The sequence below is a fragment of the Amycolatopsis sp. NPDC101161 genome (assembly GCF_044768185.1).
Lineage (GTDB): Bacteria > Actinomycetota > Actinomycetes > Mycobacteriales > Pseudonocardiaceae > Amycolatopsis.
The window spans coordinates 495,575-514,526 of the sequence record NZ_JBIWPI010000005.1; the positions used below are offsets into that span (position 1 = coordinate 495,575).

The window sequence follows — 18,952 nt, forward strand, 5'->3', positions numbered from 1 at the left end:
TCACCGCACTCAGCCGTACTGCTTCGAGCAGACCGAAGACCCTTCGAGGTACCCGCGCCGCAGGGACTCGACGCGGTCGAAACCGCTGTCCGGGCGCTTCCCGTTGACGTCCGCCGAGATCAGGCTCTCCGGCTGCAGCAGGTCCGCGATGGCCTCGTCGAGGTCGCCCGCCGACAGCCGCAGGTCGCCGGGCCGGTTCGTGAACGCCGCCCAGGCCCCGACCAGGCACGCCGTCCGCAGGCCCGCGTTCGCGTTGTCGATCGACGCGCCGACGCCCTTCTGGATGCCCAGCGCGTACCGCGAAGCGACCTCCGAGAACGCGGCGAAGTCGCCCATGCCGCCCGGGTCCTCGCCCTTCATCTCGGCCTCGCGGTCGATCGGCTGGGCCAGCTGCGAGAGCTTCGCCAGGTCGATGGCCACGGTGTTGTCGTTCGGGCAGTACGACGCCGGCGGCGTGGTCTGGCAGCTGCCGCCGTCGGCGATCTCCGGCGCGGCCACCCCGGCGCCCTTGAAGGCCTCGTCGAGGCTCTTCTTCAGCAGCTGGACGGCCTGGTCGTTGAACTTCGCGTCGCCCTTGCCGGTGTCGCCCTTGTCGAACGGGCGCTCGGTGAGCCGGGCCTTGACGTTCTCGGTGTTCATCGCCGCGCACTCCTTCGGGCCCTTCTCGAACCCGGTCTGGAACGCGAAGGTGCGGTCGAACGCCGTGCCGTGCGCGCCGCGGTCGGCGCCGCTGGTGCCCGCCTGGTCGCGGATCAGGAACATCGCCGCCATGACCTGGTTCAGGCCCTCCGACGTCGACACCCGGTAGTACTTGCTCTTGTTCTCGGCGACCCACCGGAAGTACCCGCCGGCGAAGCAGTCGGCCTGCTGCTCCTTCACCACGGTCGGGGTGCTGTTGGTCATGTTGGCCTTGTCGCCGAGCCGGTACTGGACGGCGTGGCCGAACTCGTGCGCCAGCACGACGACCACGGACATCGGCCCGAACCGCTGGCGCAGCATCGGCAGCAGGACGCCGCGGTCCCACGCCACCGAGTCGTCGACCGAGCAGTAGAACGCGTTCACGAGCTTCTTGACGCTGCCGCAGCCGGTCTTCTCGGTGTCGGTCTGCGAGTCGTAGGACAGCAGCGACTTCACCGGCTCGAACTGCTGGCCGAAGTCGGCGGGCAGCCGCTCGCCCCAGTACGTCTGGACGTCGTCGATCGCGGCGGTGGCGAGCTTGTCGTCCTCGCCGCCGTCGGCGTTCTTGACGTCGATGCCGGGCGTGGGCGCGTCGGGCTTCAGGCCGCTCTCGAAGTGCGTCACCGGCAGGCCGGCGACGGACCCTGCGCCGGTGTCCTTGCTCGGGTCCCCGCTCGCGCCGCCCTTGTCGTTGCACCCGCTCACGGCCACCGCCGCGACGGCCAGCAACGCGACCAGCGCGCGCCGTCCTCCCCCTCGGATCATTCGTTCACTCGCTCTCGTGCCCCGGTACCCGACGGGCAGGACCCTACCCAGCGCTTACGGGGCGTGTGCGCGTTATCCCCGAACTACTCCCTGCGCATCGTCGCCCTCGGCCCGATATCGTCGCTTCCCATGCGTGCAGTCCGCCGGTTCACCGTTCGCGCCAGCCTCCCGGAGTCCCTGTCCGGCCTCGGCGCGCTGGCCACCAACCTGCGCTGGACCTGGCACCCGCCGACGCGTGACCTCTTCGCGTCGATGGACGCCGAGCTGTTCAACGCCGTGCGCGACCCGCTGCGGATGCTCACCGCGCTGCCGCCCGCCCGCCTCGACGAGCTCGCCGTCGACGACGACTTCCTCGCCCGGGCGCGCGAAGCGGCCGAAGACCTGGAGAAGTACCTGTCCGAGCCGCGCTGGTACCAGCAGCGCGACGACGCGGACCTGCCGCCGGCGGTGGCCTACTTCTCGATGGAGTTCGGCGTCACCGAGGCGCTCCCGAACTACTCCGGCGGCCTCGGCGTGCTGGCCGGCGATCACCTCAAGGCCGCGTCCGACCTCGGTGTGCCGATGGTCGGCGTCGGCCTGCTCTACCGCAACGGCTACTTCCGGCAGTCGCTGTCGCTCGACGGCTGGCAGGTCGAGCACTACCCGGTGATCGACCCGAACGCGTTCCCCCTCGAACTGCTGACCGCGGGCGGGCGGCCGGTGCTGATCGGCGTTGCGATGCCGGGCGGGCGCGAGCTGTGCGCGCAGATCTGGCAGGCCCGCGTCGGGCGGGTGCCGCTGCTGCTGCTCGACACCGACACCGAGGCCAACGACGAAGACCTGCGCGGCGTCACCGACCGGCTCTACGGCGGCGACGCCGACCACCGGCTGCGCCAGGAGATCCTGGCCGGCATCGGCGGGTTCCGCGCGGTCCGGAAGTACTGCGAGCTGACCGGCCACCCGCAGCCGATGGTGTTCCACACGAACGAGGGGCACGCGGGCTTCCTGGGCCTCGAACGCGCCCGCGAGATCGTCCAGGCCGACGGGCTCGCGTTCGACGAGGCCATGCCCGCCGTCCGCGCCGGGACGCTGTTCACCACGCACACGCCGGTCAGCGCGGGCATCGACCGCTTCCCGGTGGACCTGGTGCAGCGCTACTTCAACGACGGCAGGCTGGTGCCGGACGTCGACCCGAGACGCGTGCTCGCGCTCGGCGCCGAGGACAACCCCGGCCTCTTCAACATGGCGCACATGGGCCTGCGGCTGGCGCAGCGCGCGAACGGCGTCTCGCAGCTGCACGGCCGCGTCACGCGCAAGATGTTCTCGCGGCTGTGGCCCGGGTTCGACCACGACGAGGTGCCGATCTCGTCGGTGACCAACGGCGTCCACGGCCCGACGTGGGTGGCGCGCGAGCTGAGCACGCTGCTCGGCCGAGAGTGGGGGCTCGACGTCGGCGAGGGACCGCTGCGCGACGGCGTCTCCGACGCCCAGCTGTGGGGCCTGCGGCGCGACTTGCGCGAGAAGCTGGTGCACGAGGTGCGCCGCCGGGTGCGCGCGGCGTGGCTGCAGCGGGGCGCGTCGCCGCTGGAGCTGGGCTGGGTGGACTCGGTGTTCGACCCGGACGTGCTGACGGTCGGGTTCGCCCGCCGCGTCCCGACGTACAAGCGGCTGACGCTGATGCTGCGCGACCCCGAGCGGCTGCGCACGCTGCTGCTGCACGAGGACCGGCCCATCCAGGTCGTCGTCGCGGGCAAGTCGCACCCGGCCGACGAGAACGGCAAGCAGCTGATCCAGCAGATCGTCCGGTTCGTCGACGGCGCGGACGTCCGGCACCGGATCGTCTTCCTGCCGGACTACGACATGTCGATGGCGCGCTACCTGTACCGCGGCTGCGACGTCTGGCTGAACAACCCGGTGCGGCCGCTGGAGGCGTGCGGGACGTCGGGGATGAAGTCGGCGCTCAACGGCGGCTTGAACCTCTCCATCCGCGACGGCTGGTGGGACGAGTGCTACGACGGCAGCAACGGCTGGGCCATCCCGACCGCGGACGGCGTCACCGACCCGCTGCGCCGCGACGACCTTGAGGCCGCGGCGCTGTACGAGCTGCTCGGCCAGCAGATCGCGCCGCTGTTCTACGACCGGTCGGCCGACGGCGTCCCGACCGGCTGGCTGTCGATGGTGTGGCACACCCTGGAGACGCTCGGGCCGCGCGTCCAGGCGTCCCGGATGGTCCGCGAGTACGTCGACAACGGCTACCTGCCCGCGTCGCGCATGGTGGCGGCGGCGACGGGCGACGGCTACCGCGGCGCGCTGTCGCTGGCGGACTACCGCACCAAGCTCGAGGTGTCCTGGCCGCGGCTGCGCATCTTCGACTCGGAGCTGCTGATCGAGGCGGCCGAGCCCCTGGTGGTGGGCACCGAGGTGACGATCCGCGCGCGCATCGACCTGGCCGGGCTCGATCCGTCCGAAGTGGACATCCAGGCGGTGGTCGGCCGGGTCGGCGACGACGACGAGCTGCGCGACGCGGTGACGGTCCCGATGACGGCGGACGGCATCGGCGCCTTCGCGGCCCGGCTGAAGCTGCCGCGACCGGGATCGATCGGCTACACCGTGCGGGTGCTGCCGAAGCACGGGCTGCTGGCGGCCCCGGCCGAACTGGCGCGCGTGGTCCTGGCCTGACCTGGAGTTGCTCCACCTCGAAATCGCTGCGCAGCAAGGCGAGAGCGGCGTTAGGTTGGACGCATGCGCTTCGGAATGTTCGTCCCGCAGGGCTGGCGGCTGGACCTGGCCGGCATCGACCCCGCGGACCACTGGAAGACCATGCTCGGCCTCGCGAAACACGCGGAGGCCGGCCCCTTCGAATCGATCTGGGTCTACGACCACTTCCACACCGTGCCGGTCCCGACCGAGGAGGCCACGCACGAGGCCTGGTCGCTGATGTCGGCGTTCGCCGCCGCGACCGACACCGTGCGGCTCGGCCAGATGTGCACCTGCATGGGGTACCGGAACCCGGCTTACCTCGCGAAGGTCGCGGCCACGGCCGACACCATCTCCGGCGGCCGCGTCGAGATGGGCATCGGCGCCGGCTGGTACGAGCACGAGTGGCGGGCCTACGGCTACGGCTTCCCCAGCGCCGGTGAACGCCTGGGCCAGCTCGATGAGGGCGTGCAGATCATGCGCGACCTCTGGACGACCGGGACGTCCACACTGGACGGAAAGCACTACCAGACGGACGGCGCGATCCTGCGTCCGCTGCCGCCGCAGGAAGGCGGGATCCCGCTGTGGATCGCCGGCGGCGGCGAGAAGAAGACGCTCAAGATCGCCGCGAAGTACGCGAAGTACACGAACTTCGCCGGCGACCCCGAGACGTTCACCCGCAAGTCGGAGATCCTCGCGCAGCACTGCAAGGACGTCGGCACCGACTACGACGCGATCGTCCGCTCGGTCAACCACAACGTGGTCATCGGGGAGACGGAGAAGGACGTCCAGGACAAGCTGGCCTGGCTCAAGTCCCACCTCGACAAGTACGCGCCGGCCGACGCCGCGGAGCGGTGGCACGGCGTCTTCGTGAACAGCCCGACGACCGGCACGCCCGAGCAGGTCACCGAAAAGCTCGCCGAGCTGGGTGAGCTGGGCATGTCGTACGCGATCTTCAACTTCCCCGAAGCCGCGTACGACCGGTCCGGCATCGACCTGTTCACCGAGAAGGTCGCGCCCGCGCTCGCCTAGGGCACCGCGGGGCTGCCGCCGGTCTGCACGGGCAGGCCGGCGGCAGCCCACGCGCGGAACCCGCCTTCGAGGTCGGTCGCGTTCGGCAGGCCCAGTCGCTGCAGGTCCGCCGCGGCCAGGCTCGACGAGTAGCCCTCGTTGCACAGCACCACGACGGTCGAATCGGCCGTCACGCCCGGCAGCCGCCACTCGCTGTCCGGGGCCAGCCGCCACTCCAGGTGGATCCGCTCGACGACCACCGAGCCCGGGATCTCGCCCTCGGCCTGGCGGTTCGAGAACGGCCGGATGTCGACGAGCAGCGCGCCCGCCTCCTGCAGCTCGCGAGCCTTTTCCGGCCCCACGCGGTCCAACCCGGACCGCGCGTCGGCCAGCAGCGTGTCGATGGCGCTCATCCGTGGACGATAGCGGGCAGCGGCGGGATTTCGGCCGGGACGTCGGCGAGCGTCGTGTACTCGCGCGTCGGGACCAGCGGCGGCGAATACGCGTGGACGCTCGCCGCGGGCGCGTCACCGATGCCGGTCACCTGGTGGGCGCGCCCGGCGCCGAAGCCGATGCCTTCGCCGGCGACGTGCGTGCGGCGCCGGATCGGGCCGCCGGGGTAGCGGTACTCCTCGCCGAGCTCGCCCTGCAGGACGGTGAACGAGCCGGACGCGCCGCCGTGGTCGTGCGGCTTCGTCTGCTGGCCGGGCAGCCACGACAGCAGCCACAGCTCGACGCCGTCGGTCAGGGCCAGCCGGGCCCACCAGCGGCCGTCCTCGTCGAAGCGCAGGATGTCCTTGACGCTCGAGGTCAGCTCGGTGGTGACGGTGGCCGTGAGGTCCGCCAGCTCGCGCGGTGTCCACAGCAGCCGCGACGGGTGCAGCAGCTCGGGCAGCAGCGGGTCGGTCAGCTGCGGGTGGATCTCGACGGCGGGACGGACGAGGGAAGTGGTCAACGCGGGTGCTCCTCGGACGCGAAGGTGATCAGGACGCGAGGCAGCGCGGCACCGCAGGGAAGATCAGCGAAGCCGCGCCCGCGTACACCCGGCCGAAGCGACGAGGAGCAGGTCGATCGCGCGACGGCGCCAGAACGAGCCCCGGGTCACCGGGGTCACGGGCGCGTCGGTCGACATGCCGCGATCCTGCCACACCGGCGTGGTGCCCGGCACTTCCGGCGTGCGGTGTTCCACGTCGTGGAACGCGCTCCGACCTGCCGGTTCGCCGTCTCACCCGGGCGGGTGCGCACGCGCGCGCGACGGAAGACAGAATGGGCCTCGTGAGCGAGCCGATCCAGCCCAGCGAACTTGACGACCTCGTGGTCCGGATGGCCGGTGTCGGCGTCCGCCGGGGGACCAACGACCTCCTCGCCGGCCTCGACTGGACCGTGGAACTGGACGAGCGCTGGGTGGTGCTCGGCCCGAACGGCGCGGGAAAGACCACCCTGCTGCGCCTCGCCGCGGCCGAGCTGCACCCGACGACCGGCGAGGTCGACCTGCTCGGCGAGCGGATCGGCCGGGTCAACATCTTCGACCTCCGCCCGCGCATCGGCTTCACCTCGGCGGCCATCGCCCAGCGCGTCCCCGGCGACGAGCTCGTCAAGGACGTCGTGGTCAGCGCCGGCTACGCCGTGCTCGGCCGCTGGCGTGAGGAATACGACACCCTCGACACCGCCCGCGCGACCGAACTGCTCGAAGCGATGGGCATCGGAAACCTGGCGGAGCGCACCTTCGGCACGCTGTCCGAGGGCGAGCGCAAGCGCGCGCTGATCGCCCGGTCGCTGATGACCGACCCGGAGATGCTGCTGCTCGACGAGCCGGCCGCGGGTCTCGACCTGGGTGGCCGCGAGGACCTGGTCGCCCGGCTGTCCGACCTGGCGATGGACCCGGACGCGCCGGCCCTCGTGCTGGTCACCCACCACGTCGAGGAGATCCCGCCGGGGTTCACCCACGCGCTGCTCCTGCGCGACGGTCACGCGGTGGTGTCCGGCCTGGTCGACGACGTCATCACCAGCGAAAACCTGTCGAAGACGTTCGACCAGGACCTCGTGCTGGAGCGCTCCGGGGATCGCTTCTTCGCCCGCCGTCGCTAAGCTGACGCTTACCGGCCGGTAGCCTGCTGGCACCTGTTCAACGAGGAGGAGTGACGTGGGAGAGTTCGTAACCCTCGAGGTCAAGGACGGGGTCGGCACCATCCGGCTCGACCGCCCGCCGGTCAACGCCCTGAACGCCCAGGTCACCGCCGAGCTCGCCGAGCTGGCGAAGGAGGCCACCGAGCGCGACGACGTCCGCGCGGTGATCCTCTACGGCGGCGAGAAGACCTTCGCGGGCGGTGCGGACATCAAGGAGATGGCCACCCGCACGTACCCAGAGATCGCGAAGTTCGGCGCCACCCTCACCGGCACCCTCGCGGCCATCGCGAACATCCCGAAGCCGGTCGTCGCGGCCATCACCGGCTACGCCCTCGGCGGCGGCCTCGAACTGGCCCTGACCGCGGACTGGCGGGTCGCCGGCGACAACGTCAAGGTCGGCCAGCCGGAGATCCAGCTCGGCGTCATCCCCGGCGCGGGCGGCACCCAGCGCCTGGCCCGGTTGATCGGGCCGAGCAAGACCAAGGACATCGTCTACACCGGACGGTTCGTCAAGGCCGAAGAGGCGCTGCAGCTGGGGATCGTGGACCAGGTCGTCGCTCCGGACGACGTCTACGCGGCGGCGCACAAGTGGGCGGCCCAGTTCGCGAACGGCCCCGCCGTGGCGCTGCGCGCGGCCAAGGCGGCCATCGACGGCGGCCTCGACACCGACCTCGCGAACGGGCTCAAGCTCGAATCGCACCTGTTCGCCGCCCTCTGGGCGACCGAAGACCAGCGGAACGGCATGAAGTCGTTCATCGAAAACGGGCCCGGCAAGGCCACTTTCGAAGGGAAATGACGCCTTGACCGACGTGAACGACCCGGCCCCGAACCCGCACGCCACCGCGGAAGAGGTCCAGGCGGCCTACGCCGACCCGAAGCTCGCGAACGTGCTGTACCACGACTGGGAAGCCGGCACCTACGACGAGAAGTGGTCGATCTCGTACGACGAGCGCTGCATCTCCTACGCGACCGACGTGTTCAACGCCGTCGCGGGCGAGGACGGCCAGCCCTACCAGCACGCGATGGAGCTGGGCAGCGGCACCGGCTTCTTCCTGCTGAACCTCATGCAGGGCGGCGTCGCCAAGAAGGGCTCGGTCACCGACCTCTCGCCCGGCATGGTCCAGGTCGCGCTGCGCAACGCCGAGAAGCTCGGCCTCGACGTCGACGGCCGCGTCGCCGACGCCGAGCGCATCCCGTACGAGGACAACACGTTCGACCTCGTCGTCGGGCACGCGGTGCTGCACCACATCCCGGACGTCCAGGCGGCGTTCCGCGAGGTGCTGCGCGTGCTCAAGCCGGGCGGCCGGTTCGTCTTCGCCGGCGAGCCGACGAAGATCGGCGACTTCTACGCCCGCAAGCTCGGCCAGTTCACGTGGTTCCTGACGACCCGCGTGACGAAGCTGCCCGCGCTGAGCGGCTGGCGTCGTCCGCAGGAGGAGCTCGACGAGTCCTCGCGGGCCGCCGCGCTGGAAGCCGTGGTCGACATCCACACGTTCGACCCGTCGGAGCTGGAGTCGTGGGCGCGCGGCGCCGGCGCCCAGGACGTCCACGCGGTCACCGAGGAGTTCGCCGCGGCCCTGGCCGGCTGGCCGATCCGGACGTTCGAGGCCGCCGTGCCGCAGGAGAAGCTGACCGTGCGCTGGCGCCTGTTCGCCTACCGCCTGTGGCTGCGGCTGTCCGCTGTGGACAAGAAGGTCCTCGCGAAGGTCCTGCCGCGCGAGCTGTTCTACAACGTGATGATCACCGGGACCAAGCGGCCGTCCTGAGTGGGCTATTCGTTCAGCCTCGGCGACGTCGCCCACCTGCGTTCGGACGCGGGTGCCGCGGCGCTCGCCGAGGTCTCGGCCCTGCCGCTGACCGACCACATCGCCTCCGTGGCCGCCGTCCGGCGCTTGGCCGGCGAGGAGCACGCGGCCGCGGTGCTGGAAACCGTGCTGCTGCGGCGCAAGGCCGTCGGCAAGCTGTCCGGTGTGGACTGGCTGTTCACGTCCGACGCGCTCCAGCAGGCGAGCGCGTCGATCGTGGCGCGGCACCGGGCCGCGCGCCTGGCGGGGCTCGACGTCCACGACGTCACGTGCTCGGTCGGCGCCGACCTCGTCGAAATCGCCCGGGTGGCGCGCCGCGCGCTCGGGTCCGACCTGGACCCGGTGCGGCTGGAGATGGCGCGCCACAACGGAACCGCGGCCGGGGTCGCGTTCGGACTCGCCCGCGCCGACGCCCTGCGCCCGGTGAGCCGCTCGGGTGTCGTCGTCGCGGATCCCGCTCGGCGTGACTCCGCCGGGCGGCGGGCGTGGAAGCCCGCGGACTTCGCCCCGCCGCTGGACGGCCTGGTCGACGCCTACCCGGGACGCGCGCTGTCCGTGAAGTGCGCGCCGGGGCTGGACTTCGCGCTCACGCCGTGGGCCGACGAGGTCGAGCTGGTGTCCCTCGACGGCCAGGTCCGGGAATCCTGCCTCTGGCGTGGCCTGGGCACCGGCGTCACGCGGCGGGCGACCGTGCTGCGTTCGGACGGAACACAGTGGACGGTCACCGACGCCGAGCCGGACGACCTGCCCACGCGCGAGCCGGGGGAGTGGATCGTCGACCCCGACGGCGCCGTCGTCCGGGCCGGTTTGGTCCGCCACTACGCGGCGCGGCACGGGTTGTGGCAGCTGGACGAACGCATCGCGTACCTGACCGGTGACACCCCGCCGCCGGGCGTTCGGGCCTTCCGCGTCCTGGAACACGGGCCGTACACCGAGAAGGCGCTGAAGGCCGTCCTCAAGCGACACGACGTCGGCCGGCTGGAAATCCTGGTGCGCGGCCTGGACGTCGATCCGGACGCGCTGCGGCGGCGGCTGAAACCCCGCGGTGGCGCGGAAGCTTCGGTGGTGCTGACGCGGATCGGGCGGTCGCCCGTGGCGTTCGTCTGCCGCGCCGAAAGGTGAACGGAAACTTTCGAGGGGTGGAACTCCGGGTGAACGTCACGTAGGTTCCCCCGGGTCGTCAAGTTCCACTGGAGGGTTCGCCGTGTCCGGAAAATGGTCAAGTCTCGTCAAGCTCGCCGCCGCCGCGGCCATCGGCGCCACCGTCGCCTCGGGGGCGACCGCGCTCGCCGGGTCGGACGACGCGACCGCCGCCCGCTCGAAGGAGCCGGCCAACATCGGCCAGGTCAAGAACGACGTCAAGGCCTACTACGGCGACTACCTCGACGCCGCCGGCAAGCACCACTACTCGGAGACCAGCCAGTTCGCGAAGGACAGCAACCGCGTCGTCTCCGACGCGAAGCGCTACCTGCAGCAGCAGCTGGGCAAGGTCGAGAACCCGGCGATCGTGCTGGACGTCGACGACACCTCCGAGATCACCTACGGCTGGGAGGCCGACAACGACTTCGGCTTCGACCCGGTCAAGCAGCAGCAGGCGATCGACAACGGCACGTTCGTCGCCAACAAGCCGGTGCTGGAGCTGGCCAACTGGGCCTCGCAGCGCGGCGTCAAGGTCTACTTCCTGACCGGCCGCAACGAGTTCCAGGGCCCGCAGTCGCTCAAGAACCTGGCCAACGAGGGCTACCCGGCCCCGGCGGGCGCGTTCTTCAAGCCGAAGACGACCGCGCCCGGCTACCTGCCGTGCGGGCTGACCTGCAACACCGTCCAGTACAAGTCGGGCACGCGGGCGCACATCGAGGCGACCGGCGCGAAGATCGTGCTCAACGTCGGTGACCAGTTCAGCGACCTCGAGGGCGGCTACGCGCTGCGTCCGATCAAACTGCCGAACCCGATGTACTACCTGCCCTGAGCCGGAATAACGGCCGGGCCCGGGGTGCTGCTCCTGGTACACGATTCTCTCGAGGAGCTGACATGCCGGAGAAGAAGGTGCTGGTCCCGGGCCCGGACCACCCGATCACCGTCGAGCCGACCAAGGCCCGCGTGGTGGTCAAGGCGGGCGGGCGCGTCATCGCGGACAGCCGCAACGCGTTCACCCTGCAGGAGTCCACGTACCCGGCGGTCCAGTACATCCCGCTGGCCGACGTCGACGCGAGCGTGCTGGAGCGCACCGACCACGAGACGTACTGCCCGTACAAGGGCGAGGCCGGCTACTACTCGCTCAACGCGGGCGAGGTGAAGGGCGAGAACGCGGTCTGGACGTACGAGAAGCCGTACGACGCGGTCGCGCCGATCAAGGACCACGTCGCGTTCTACCCGAACGTCGTGGATTCGATCGAGCTGATCGAGGACTGAGCTGGACCTCGATCTGCTGCGGACGTTCCTGGCCGTTCACCGGGCAGGTTCGCTGACTGGCGCGGCGCCGTCGCTGGGGCTTTCCCAGCCGACGGTGACCGCGCAGGTCAGAGCCTTGGAAGACGAGCTCGGCCAGCAACTGTTCGTCCGGCGGGCCCGGGGTGTGACGCCGACGTCGGCGGCCGACGAGCTGGCGGCCCGGATCGCCCCGCACGTCGACGCGCTGACGTCGTTGACCGTCGGCGAGGTGGACCCGTTCGCCGCACCCGTGCACCTGGCGGGGCCGGCCGAGCTGACGACGTTGCGAGTGCTGCCGGCGCTGTCGGACCTGGTTTCGGCGGGCCTGCGGTTGCGGGTGACGTTCGGTCTGGCCGACGACTTGCTGGCGGGCCTCGCGCAGCGCCGGTTCGACTTGGTCGTGTCGACGGTCCGCCCCCGCGGCCGGGCGTTGTCGGCGACCCCGCTGACGGATGAGGAGTTCGTCCTGGTGGGTCCCCGCGGCTTCACCGGCGACCCCCGGACGGCGCCACTGGTGGCGTACGCGGAGGACATGCCGATCATCCGCCGCTACTGGCGGTCGGTGCTGGGCGTCCGGCCCCCGTCCGGGCCGGCGGTCGTCGTCCCGGACCTGCGGGGTGTCTTGGCGAGCGTGCTGGCCGGGTTCGGGGTGAGCGTGCTGCCGAGGTACCTGTGCGCGGCCGAGCTGGCTTCGGGTTCGCTGGTCGCGTTGCTCGAACCGGAGGAGCCGCCGATCAACACGCTGTTCGTGGTCACTCGTGCGGAACCCTGCCGGGCGGGGCCCGCGGCAGTGCGGGACGCACTGCTCGCGGACGCCGCCCGCTGGTGACTCAGCCGGTGTAGCCCGCGAAGATCTTCGCGAACTCGTACTTCGACTGCGGCACGTTGGTGCACTTGTAGAGCGCGCCGGTGCACGCGTTCGCGTCGCGGCCGGCCTCCCAGAACGACAGCATGCCCAGGTGGACCGTCTTCGCGAACGCCACCAGCGCCTTCGCGTCCTTCTGGTAGAAGATCTCGTTCTGCGAGTCGTTGACGCCGATCATCGGGGTCACGCCGACCTTCTTCCACGCCGCCGCGTCGCTCAGCCCGTACAGCGACTTCAGCTGCGCCTGCGTCGCCTTGGCCGCGGAAATCGCTTTCGCGCCCTGGTCGCCCGCGCCCTGGTAGTAGTCCATCGCCATGATGTTGACGAGGTCGAGGTTCACCCCGGCGTCCTTGGCCGACTTGACGACGTTGAGCCCGTCGGCGGTCAGGCCGTTCGGCAGCACCGGCAGCGTCAGCGAGATCTTCAGGCCCGGGTTGTTGTTCTGCAGCGTCTTCAGGGCCTGCGACCGGCGGGCGATCGTCGTCGGGTCGGCGATGGCCGCGCCCTCGATGTCGAAGTCGGCGTACTTCAGGCCGTACGCCTTGACGACGGCGTCGTACTCGGCCGCGACCTGCGCGGACGTGCTGCACGCCTGCGCCAGCTCGATGCCGGACGCGCCGCCGAAGGAGATCTTGACGTCGCCACCGCCGCCCCGGATCTTGGTGATCTCGTCCTTCTGCCAGGCCGTGCGCGGGTCGTAGGCGCCGAACCAGCTGGCCTTGCAGCCGTAGGAGTTGACGAAGGCGAGCGTGAAGCCCTTGACGCCGCTCGCGGCGGACATCCCGGACAGGCTGGGCGTGGGCCACGCGCCCATGTCGACGTAGGGCCCGACGGGGATCGGCGACCCGGCGGCGGCCTCGGCGGGCGCGCCGAGCCCGGTGCTCACGAGCGCGAGGCCGGCCAGCCCGGCCAGCAGGGAACGGAGACGCATGGTGGAACCTCCACGACGACGAGCGCGGCGGCGGGATTTCCGGACATGATTGGTATAGACCATTAACTGTGGTGTGGACCATCGGCCGAACGGGCTACCCCGGTGACCGGCGGTGAACACCAGTCGGTTCGACAGATGGCCGCGCGGCCGGACCCCGCCACGCTGGGGGCATGAGCGAGAACGACGAAGAACCCCGCCGCTACAGCCGGCGCCGGCTCCTGGCCACCGGCGGGATCGCCGCCGGGGTGGGCGCGGTCGCCGGTGTCGCGGGCGGGGTCGCACTGGTGCAAGGTGGGGCGCCGAAGCCGCGGATCGAGCCGTCGGCGGCGCGGCGGTTCGCCGGGAAGGTCGTGCTGGTCACCGGCGCGACGTCGGGGATCGGCCGCGCGGCCGCGGTCCGGTTCGCGGCCGAAGGCGGAAAAGTCGGCTTCTGCGGCCGCCGCGAGCAGCTCGGCGCCGAGGTCGAGCGCCAGATCCGCGACGCGGGCGGCGAGGCGACGTACGTGCGCGCCGACGTCCGGTCGGAAGACGACGTGAAGCGCTTTGTCGACACGGTCGCGGCGAAGTACGGCGGGCTCCACGTGTGCTTCAACAACGCGGGCGTCACGGTCCAGAAGCCGTTGCACGAGTACCCCGCGGCCGAGTGGGACGACGTCGTCGGCACGAACCTGCGCGGCACCTTCCTGGCGCTGAAGTACGAGGTCCCGCACCTGCTGGCGGCGGGCGGCGGCACGGTGGTGGTGACGGCGTCGTCCAACGCGCTGGCGACCGACGCGGGCCGCGGCGCGTACACGGCGTCCAAGCGCGGCCTGGTCGGACTGGTCCAGGCCGCGGCGCTGGACTACGCGGAGCGGGGAATCCGCGTCAACGCGCTGGTTCCCGGCACGACGAACACGGAGCTGGTGCGCCGCGCAGCCGGCGCGCTGAACCTGCCGGACGCGGTGTGGGACGCGATGGCGGCGAACTGGGCGAAGACGAACGTGCCGGGGCTGAAGCGCATGGCGACGGCGGACGAGATCGCGGTCTTCGCCCTGGCGCTGGCCTCGGGTGACTTCCCTTACCTGACGGGGGCGCAGCTGGTAATCGACGGCGGGAAGACCGCGCATGCCTAGACTGTCGCCGGTGCTGATCACCACGAAACGGCTCACGCTGCACGAGTGGGCCGAGGAGTACTTCGACGACTTGTTCGCGCTGGCCCAGCTCCCGGAGACGGTCCGGTACGTGGGCACGGGCGAGCCGTGGACCCGCGAGTACGCACTCGCCAGGCACCGGGCAACGCTGGCCCACTGGGCGACGCACGGGTTCGGCTGGTTCGCGGTATCGGCATCACCGGGCTCGTTCGACGGCGTGGTATCGCTGGTGAGCCGCAGCGCCACGGAGTCCGGCTTGGCGGCACCGGCGGTGGAGATGGGCTGGTGGATCGCCCCCTCGGGCTGGGGCCGGGGCTACGCAACGGAAGCGACGGCAGCGGTGCGCGACCACGTGTTTTCGTCCGGTTTCACGGACCGGTTGCTGGCGGTGTACGAACCGGTGAACAAGGCATCGGCGCGGGTGGTGGAGAAGCTCGGGTTCAAGCCCCACAGCCGGTTCACCCTGGACGGCCGAGTCGAGCAGCGCGCGGTCTTGACCCGAGCTGTCCACAGCCAGGGCTGATTGTGGACAGCTCGGGCGTTCGCCGCCCGAGGACGCAGTTTTGTCAGAGCGCGCCGGTAAACTGGACCAGAGGACGCCCCTTAGGGAATCCGTTGGTGTTTTCGTTCGAGCCGCGTTGCCAGGGGGCGTGCGGGTCGCAGAAAGTTATCGCTTTCCGCTGGCCTGGTCCCAGGTTGACGACCGCCGCAGCTGTGCCGGCGACGTCGCGTTCTTCGCGGCCAGGGCATCGCGCGCGGCGGTCGGTGTAATCGTCGGGCAGGTGCACCGACATGAGCCAGGAAACCGCCGAAGTGCAGGGGCCGCCGCCGAGATCAGGCCGTCGCCGGGATCGGGACGTCGCCGATCCAGCGGTGCACCGCCTCCGCCAGCCCCTCCTGGTCCGCGCCGGAGGTCACCCAAGCCACATGCCCGTCCGGCCGCAGCAGCACCGCCCCGACGTCCGAAGTGGACGGTGACTCGGCCACCACGACATCGATCCCCGACCACGCACCGAAAGAACCCCTCAGATCCAGCAACACCGGACGCCCCGAATGCAGCAACGCGGCCAAGTGCGTCTCGCGGCCATCCACCACCAGCGGCACATCCGGCGCCAACCGCCCCAGCCAAGGATGCTCCCCGGGCTCGTAACAAGCGTCCAGCCCCGTGATGATCTCCGCCAACGCCCGGTTCCCCGCCGGGTGCTCGGCGACCCGCCGCAGCAGATCCGCCCACGGCTCGGCACCCGCCTCCGCCACCGCCACCTGCGCCCGCGTGTTCGCCAGGATCCGCTCGCCCGCTGCGTGCCGCTCGGCGTGGTAGGTGTCCAGCAGTCCGGGCGGGGCCGTCCCCAGCACCGTCGCCGCCAGCTTCCAGCCCAGGTTGAACGCGTCGTCGAGGGCCACGTTGACCCCGATCGCCCCGGCCGGCGGGTGGATGTGCGCCGCGTCGCCGGCCAGCAGCACCCGGCCTTCGCGGTACCTCGACGCCAAGCGCGCCGCGTCGCCGAAGCGGGTCAGCCAGCGCGGTGACCGCAGCTCGACGTGCCGTCCCAGCACCGCGTCCACCTGCGCCTGGAGCTGTTCGAGCGTAACGGGGGCGTATTTGTCAGTCGGCGGGTCGTCCTCGCGGACCACGATCCGCACGTACCCCGGCCGCGGGATGACGAACAGCGTCCGGCCGTCCGGTCCGGCCGAAACCCCGTACGGCAGCTCGCATTCGACGTCGCCGAGCAGCGCGTACCAGCGCGCGTCCACGCCCGGGAAGTCGATGCCGGCCTGCTTGCGCACCGTGCTGCGCCCGCCGTCGCACCCCACCAGGAAACGCGCCGTGATCGTGCGGCCGAATCGTCCATTGTGGACGACGCTGGAAACGCTTTCCGGCGACTGCGTGAACGACCGCAGCTCGTGCCCCCGCAGGATTTCGACGCCGAGGTCGGCGGCCCACCCCTCCAGGACCTCCTCGACGCGGGTCTGCGGAATCCCCAGCGAGAACGGGTGGTCGGTGGCCGCGCCGGCGAGCAGCAACGGCCCGGGCAGGCCGGTGACCGGCGCGTGCGGCACCTGGTGTCCCTCGGCGACCAGGCCCTCGGCCAGCCCGCGGCGGGCCAGCAGGTCCAGCGACCGCGCGTTGAGGTTGAAGCCGCGGCAGTACGGCGGCCGCTCGGGATGGCGTTCGACGATCGTGGCGCGCACGCCCGCCAGCGCGAGCTCCGCGGCGAGCAGCAGGCCCGCGGGCCCGGCTCCGGCGACGAGGACGTCGGTTTCCAGCATCGTGTTCCCCTCAGAAGTGGTCGGGCCACGGCAGCGAGCCGGAGCGGATTTCCGCGGCGGTGGCGCGGGCCCAGTCGAGCTCCGCCTGCCACGCGTGCCGGACGAACTCGACCTCGATCATGAACAGCCGCGGCGCGCCCTTCCCGACGGTCTCGTCGAGGGCGGTGTTCGCGCCGTCGATGCGGGCGGCGAGGTGGCGGGCGCGTTCCTCCAGCGCGTCGGCCGCGCGTTCCGGGCCGAGCGCGCCGAGGTAGCTGACCGCCGCGACGAACTTCGGGTACTCCGTGACGGGCTCGCGGACCAGTTCATCCAGCCAGGCGACGAACTCCTGGCGGCCGAGCTCGGTGTGCGCGTAGACGGTCCGCTCGGGCCGGTTGCCCTCCCGCACCGTCTCGACGGGTTCGATCCAGCGGTGCTTCGCCAGCGACTCCACGGTGTCGTAGAGCGAACCCGGGTTGATCTTGAAGCTGCTGTCCTTGTAGCGCTCGCGCAGCGTGGACGCCATTTCGTACGGGTGCATCGGGCGTTCCAGCAGCAGGCCCAGCAGGGCCAGCGCGAGCGTGTTGCGGATCTTGCGTGGCGGCACTAGTCGCTCCCTATTACTCGGATCCGACTATACGGCGCCCGTCAAGCCGGTCGCGATCAGGACCGGGAGGTCTCCCGCAACCGCGCGGCCCGCGTCAGCAGGTACCGCTGCTCGGGGGTGTTCGTCGTCCGCGCGGCCGCGGCGTCGTAGTGCCGGACGGCGGCGTCGACGTCCCCGGCCAGCTCGTGCAGGTGCGCGCGGACGGCGTCGAGCCGGTGCCCGGTCAGCTCCAGCGTCTCCAGCAGCGCGAGCCCGGCGGCCGGCCCGTGCACCATCGCCGTCGCGATCGCGCGGTTGAGCGTCACCACCGGGTTGTCCGTCAGGCGCTCCAGCAGCCGGTAGGTGCCCAGGATGCGGCCCCAGTCGGTGTCCTCGACGCGCGGCGCGATGTCGTGCGCGGCGGCGATCGCGGCCTGCAGCCGGTACTCGCCCGCGTCGCCGAGCGCGAGCGCCTCGGTGACCAGCGCGACGCCCTCCCGGATCTGCGCGCGGTCCCACTTCGCGCGGTCCTGCTCGGCCAGCGGCACCAGCTCGCCGGACGGCCCGGTCCGCGCCGGGCGCCGCGCGTCCGTGAGCAGCATCAGCGCCAGTAGCCCGGTGACCTCGCCGTCGTCCGGCAGCATCGCGTGCAGCAGCCGCGTCAGCCGAATCGCCTCGCCGGACAGCTCGGTCCGGTGCAGCCGCCCGCCCGCGCTGCTCGTGTAGCCCTCGTTGAACACCAGGTAGAGCACGTGCAGCACGGACCGGAGCCGGGCGTCGCGCTCGTCTGCGGCGGGCAGCCGGAACGGGACGTCCGACGCCTTGATCCGCGCCTTCGCCCGGGTGATCCGCTGGGCCATCGTCGCTTCCGGGACCAGGAACGCCCCCGCGATCTCGGCCGTGGTCAGGCCGCCGACCGCGCGCAGCGTCAGCGCGATCGCCGACGCCGGCGTCAGCGCCGGGTGGCAGCACAGGAACAGCAGGACGAGGGTGTCGTCGCGATCCGGGACATCGGCCGGCGGTGGTTCCAGCGCCGCCGCGTCCTCCCGGCGGCGACGGGCCTGGTCGCTGCGGAGCTGGTCGGTCAGCCGGTTCACGGCGGCCTGGATCAGCCACCCGCGCGGGTTGTCCGGCAGGCCGTCGGACGGCCAGTGCCGCGCGGCCGCGAGCAGCGCCTCCTGCACGGCGTCCTCCGCGGCGTCGAAGTCGCGAAAGCGCCGCGCGACGACGCCGAGGACCTGCGGCGCGAGCGTCCGCAGCAGGTCCTCGACCACGTCGGCGGCCATCAGGCGGGCGCGCTCATCACCTGGCGGACCTCGATCGGCTGCTGGATCGGCACGCCACCCGGCCCGGGCGCGGCCGACGCCTTCGCGGCGATCTCCAGCGCGCGCTCCTCGCTCTCGACGTCGACGACCCAGTAGCCGGCCAGCAGCTCCTTGCCCTCCGGGTACGGCCCGTCGGTGACCACGGGGCTGGTCCGGCCGTCGGACACGACCGTCTTCGCCAGGTCGGGCCCGGCCAGGCCCTGTGCGTCGACGAGCTCGCCCTTGTCGCGCAGTTCGGCGTCGAGCGCGTGCTGGAAGTCGATGTGCGCCCGGATGTCCTCCGGCGGCCATTCGCCCATCGGCAGGTCGCACCCGGCACCGGCGGTGTAGCTCATCAGCAGCATGTACTTCGCCATGATCGGCTCCTTCCCGC

At 71.5% G+C, this 18,952-nt stretch carries 19 protein-coding genes; 11 read left to right on the top strand and 8 right to left on the bottom strand.

Annotated elements, in window-relative coordinates; genetic code table 11:
• Positions 1 to 9: 9 nt before the first annotated feature.
• Positions 10 to 1,443, bottom strand: a complete 1,434-nt coding sequence (locus ACIRSS_RS35745; RefSeq protein ID WP_400903021.1) for a neutral zinc metallopeptidase — start codon at positions 1,441 to 1,443, stop codon at positions 10 to 12.
• A 129-nt stretch (positions 1,444 to 1,572) separates the two neighbouring features.
• Between ACIRSS_RS35745 and glgP the strand changes: the two genes are divergently transcribed.
• Together glgP and ACIRSS_RS35755 are read left to right on the top strand one after the other, a co-directional pair.
• The gene (gene glgP / locus ACIRSS_RS35750) at positions 1,573 to 4,101 is read left to right on the top strand and encodes an alpha-glucan family phosphorylase (protein ID WP_400903028.1); all 2,529 of its coding nucleotides are present in this window, start codon (positions 1,573 to 1,575) and stop codon (positions 4,099 to 4,101) included.
• 63 nt (positions 4,102 to 4,164) lie between these two features.
• Positions 4,165 to 5,151 carry an LLM class F420-dependent oxidoreductase gene (locus ACIRSS_RS35755; RefSeq protein WP_400903030.1) on the top strand — a complete coding sequence of 329 codons (987 nt, stop codon included), beginning with the start codon at positions 4,165 to 4,167 and terminating at the stop codon, positions 5,149 to 5,151.
• Here ACIRSS_RS35755 and ACIRSS_RS35760 read toward each other — a convergent pair.
• Together ACIRSS_RS35760 and ACIRSS_RS35765 are read right to left on the bottom strand one after the other, a co-directional pair.
• Positions 5,148 to 5,543: a rhodanese-like domain-containing protein gene (locus ACIRSS_RS35760; protein ID WP_400903033.1), complete on the bottom strand. Its 396-nt coding sequence runs from the start codon at positions 5,541 to 5,543 to the stop codon at positions 5,148 to 5,150. The genes ACIRSS_RS35755 and ACIRSS_RS35760 overlap by 4 nt on opposite strands.
• Positions 5,540 to 6,085: a cysteine dioxygenase gene (locus ACIRSS_RS35765; RefSeq protein WP_400903035.1), complete on the bottom strand. Its 546-nt coding sequence runs from the start codon at positions 6,083 to 6,085 to the stop codon at positions 5,540 to 5,542. Before ACIRSS_RS35765 ends, ACIRSS_RS35760 begins: the two co-directional genes overlap by 4 nt.
• A gap of 311 nt (positions 6,086 to 6,396) precedes the next feature.
• On the opposite strand from ACIRSS_RS35765, the gene ACIRSS_RS35770 reads away from it, so the two are divergent.
• From ACIRSS_RS35770 to ACIRSS_RS35800, 7 genes are all read left to right on the top strand, one after another.
• Positions 6,397 to 7,218 carry an ABC transporter ATP-binding protein gene (locus ACIRSS_RS35770; RefSeq protein ID WP_400903038.1) on the top strand — a complete coding sequence of 274 codons (822 nt, stop codon included), beginning with the start codon at positions 6,397 to 6,399 and terminating at the stop codon, positions 7,216 to 7,218.
• 55 nt (positions 7,219 to 7,273) lie between these two features.
• Entirely contained in the window at positions 7,274 to 8,053 is a 780-nt protein-coding gene (locus ACIRSS_RS35775; protein ID WP_370971319.1) for an enoyl-CoA hydratase/isomerase family protein, read from the top strand.
• Positions 8,054 to 8,057: 4 nt separating this feature from the next.
• Positions 8,058 to 9,023, top strand: coding sequence for a class I SAM-dependent methyltransferase (locus tag ACIRSS_RS35780; protein ID WP_400903042.1), 966 nt, complete (start codon positions 8,058 to 8,060; stop codon positions 9,021 to 9,023).
• Entirely contained in the window at positions 9,024 to 10,184 is a 1,161-nt protein-coding gene (locus tag ACIRSS_RS35785; RefSeq protein WP_400903045.1) for a class I SAM-dependent methyltransferase, read from the top strand. It abuts the gene before it with no gap.
• Between the two features lie 82 nt (positions 10,185 to 10,266).
• A complete protein-coding gene (locus tag ACIRSS_RS35790) occupies positions 10,267 to 11,031 on the top strand; it encodes an HAD family acid phosphatase (protein ID WP_400903048.1) in 765 nt (254 codons plus the stop codon).
• 62 nt (positions 11,032 to 11,093) lie between these two features.
• Positions 11,094 to 11,474, top strand: a complete 381-nt coding sequence (locus tag ACIRSS_RS35795; RefSeq protein WP_400903050.1) for a DUF427 domain-containing protein — start codon at positions 11,094 to 11,096, stop codon at positions 11,472 to 11,474.
• A gap of 16 nt (positions 11,475 to 11,490) precedes the next feature.
• Complete coding sequence (locus ACIRSS_RS35800; protein WP_400904015.1) at positions 11,491 to 12,321, top strand: LysR family transcriptional regulator; 831 nt, start codon at positions 11,491 to 11,493, stop codon at positions 12,319 to 12,321.
• 1 nt (position 12,322) lies between these two features.
• Here ACIRSS_RS35800 and ACIRSS_RS35805 read toward each other — a convergent pair whose 3' ends face one another.
• The gene (locus ACIRSS_RS35805; RefSeq protein ID WP_400903053.1) at positions 12,323 to 13,288 is read right to left on the bottom strand and encodes a chitinase; all 966 of its coding nucleotides are present in this window, start codon (positions 13,286 to 13,288) and stop codon (positions 12,323 to 12,325) included.
• Positions 13,289 to 13,458: 170 nt separating this feature from the next.
• On the opposite strand from ACIRSS_RS35805, the gene ACIRSS_RS35810 reads away from it, so the two are divergent.
• A complete protein-coding gene (locus tag ACIRSS_RS35810) occupies positions 13,459 to 14,400 on the top strand; it encodes an SDR family NAD(P)-dependent oxidoreductase (protein ID WP_400903056.1) in 942 nt (313 codons plus the stop codon).
• Between the two features lie 10 nt (positions 14,401 to 14,410).
• Positions 14,411 to 14,941, top strand: coding sequence for a GNAT family N-acetyltransferase (locus ACIRSS_RS35815; protein WP_400903058.1), 531 nt, complete (start codon positions 14,411 to 14,413; stop codon positions 14,939 to 14,941).
• Positions 14,942 to 15,252: 311 nt separating this feature from the next.
• Here ACIRSS_RS35815 and ACIRSS_RS35820 read toward each other — a convergent pair whose 3' ends face one another.
• From ACIRSS_RS35820 to ACIRSS_RS35835, 4 genes are read right to left on the bottom strand one after another with little or no spacing between them, the layout of a single operon-like run.
• Positions 15,253 to 16,689 carry an FAD-dependent monooxygenase gene (locus ACIRSS_RS35820; RefSeq protein ID WP_400903061.1) on the bottom strand — a complete coding sequence of 479 codons (1,437 nt, stop codon included), beginning with the start codon at positions 16,687 to 16,689 and terminating at the stop codon, positions 15,253 to 15,255.
• 10 nt (positions 16,690 to 16,699) lie between these two features.
• Positions 16,700 to 17,275 carry a PadR family transcriptional regulator gene (locus tag ACIRSS_RS35825; RefSeq protein ID WP_400903063.1) on the bottom strand — a complete coding sequence of 192 codons (576 nt, stop codon included), beginning with the start codon at positions 17,273 to 17,275 and terminating at the stop codon, positions 16,700 to 16,702.
• 56 nt (positions 17,276 to 17,331) lie between these two features.
• Positions 17,332 to 18,540 carry an RNA polymerase sigma factor gene (locus ACIRSS_RS35830; protein ID WP_400903066.1) on the bottom strand — a complete coding sequence of 403 codons (1,209 nt, stop codon included), beginning with the start codon at positions 18,538 to 18,540 and terminating at the stop codon, positions 17,332 to 17,334.
• A complete protein-coding gene (locus ACIRSS_RS35835; RefSeq protein ID WP_400903068.1) occupies positions 18,540 to 18,935 on the bottom strand; it encodes a YciI family protein in 396 nt (131 codons plus the stop codon). Before ACIRSS_RS35835 ends, ACIRSS_RS35830 begins: the two co-directional genes overlap by 1 nt.
• Positions 18,936 to 18,952 lie beyond the last annotated feature (17 nt).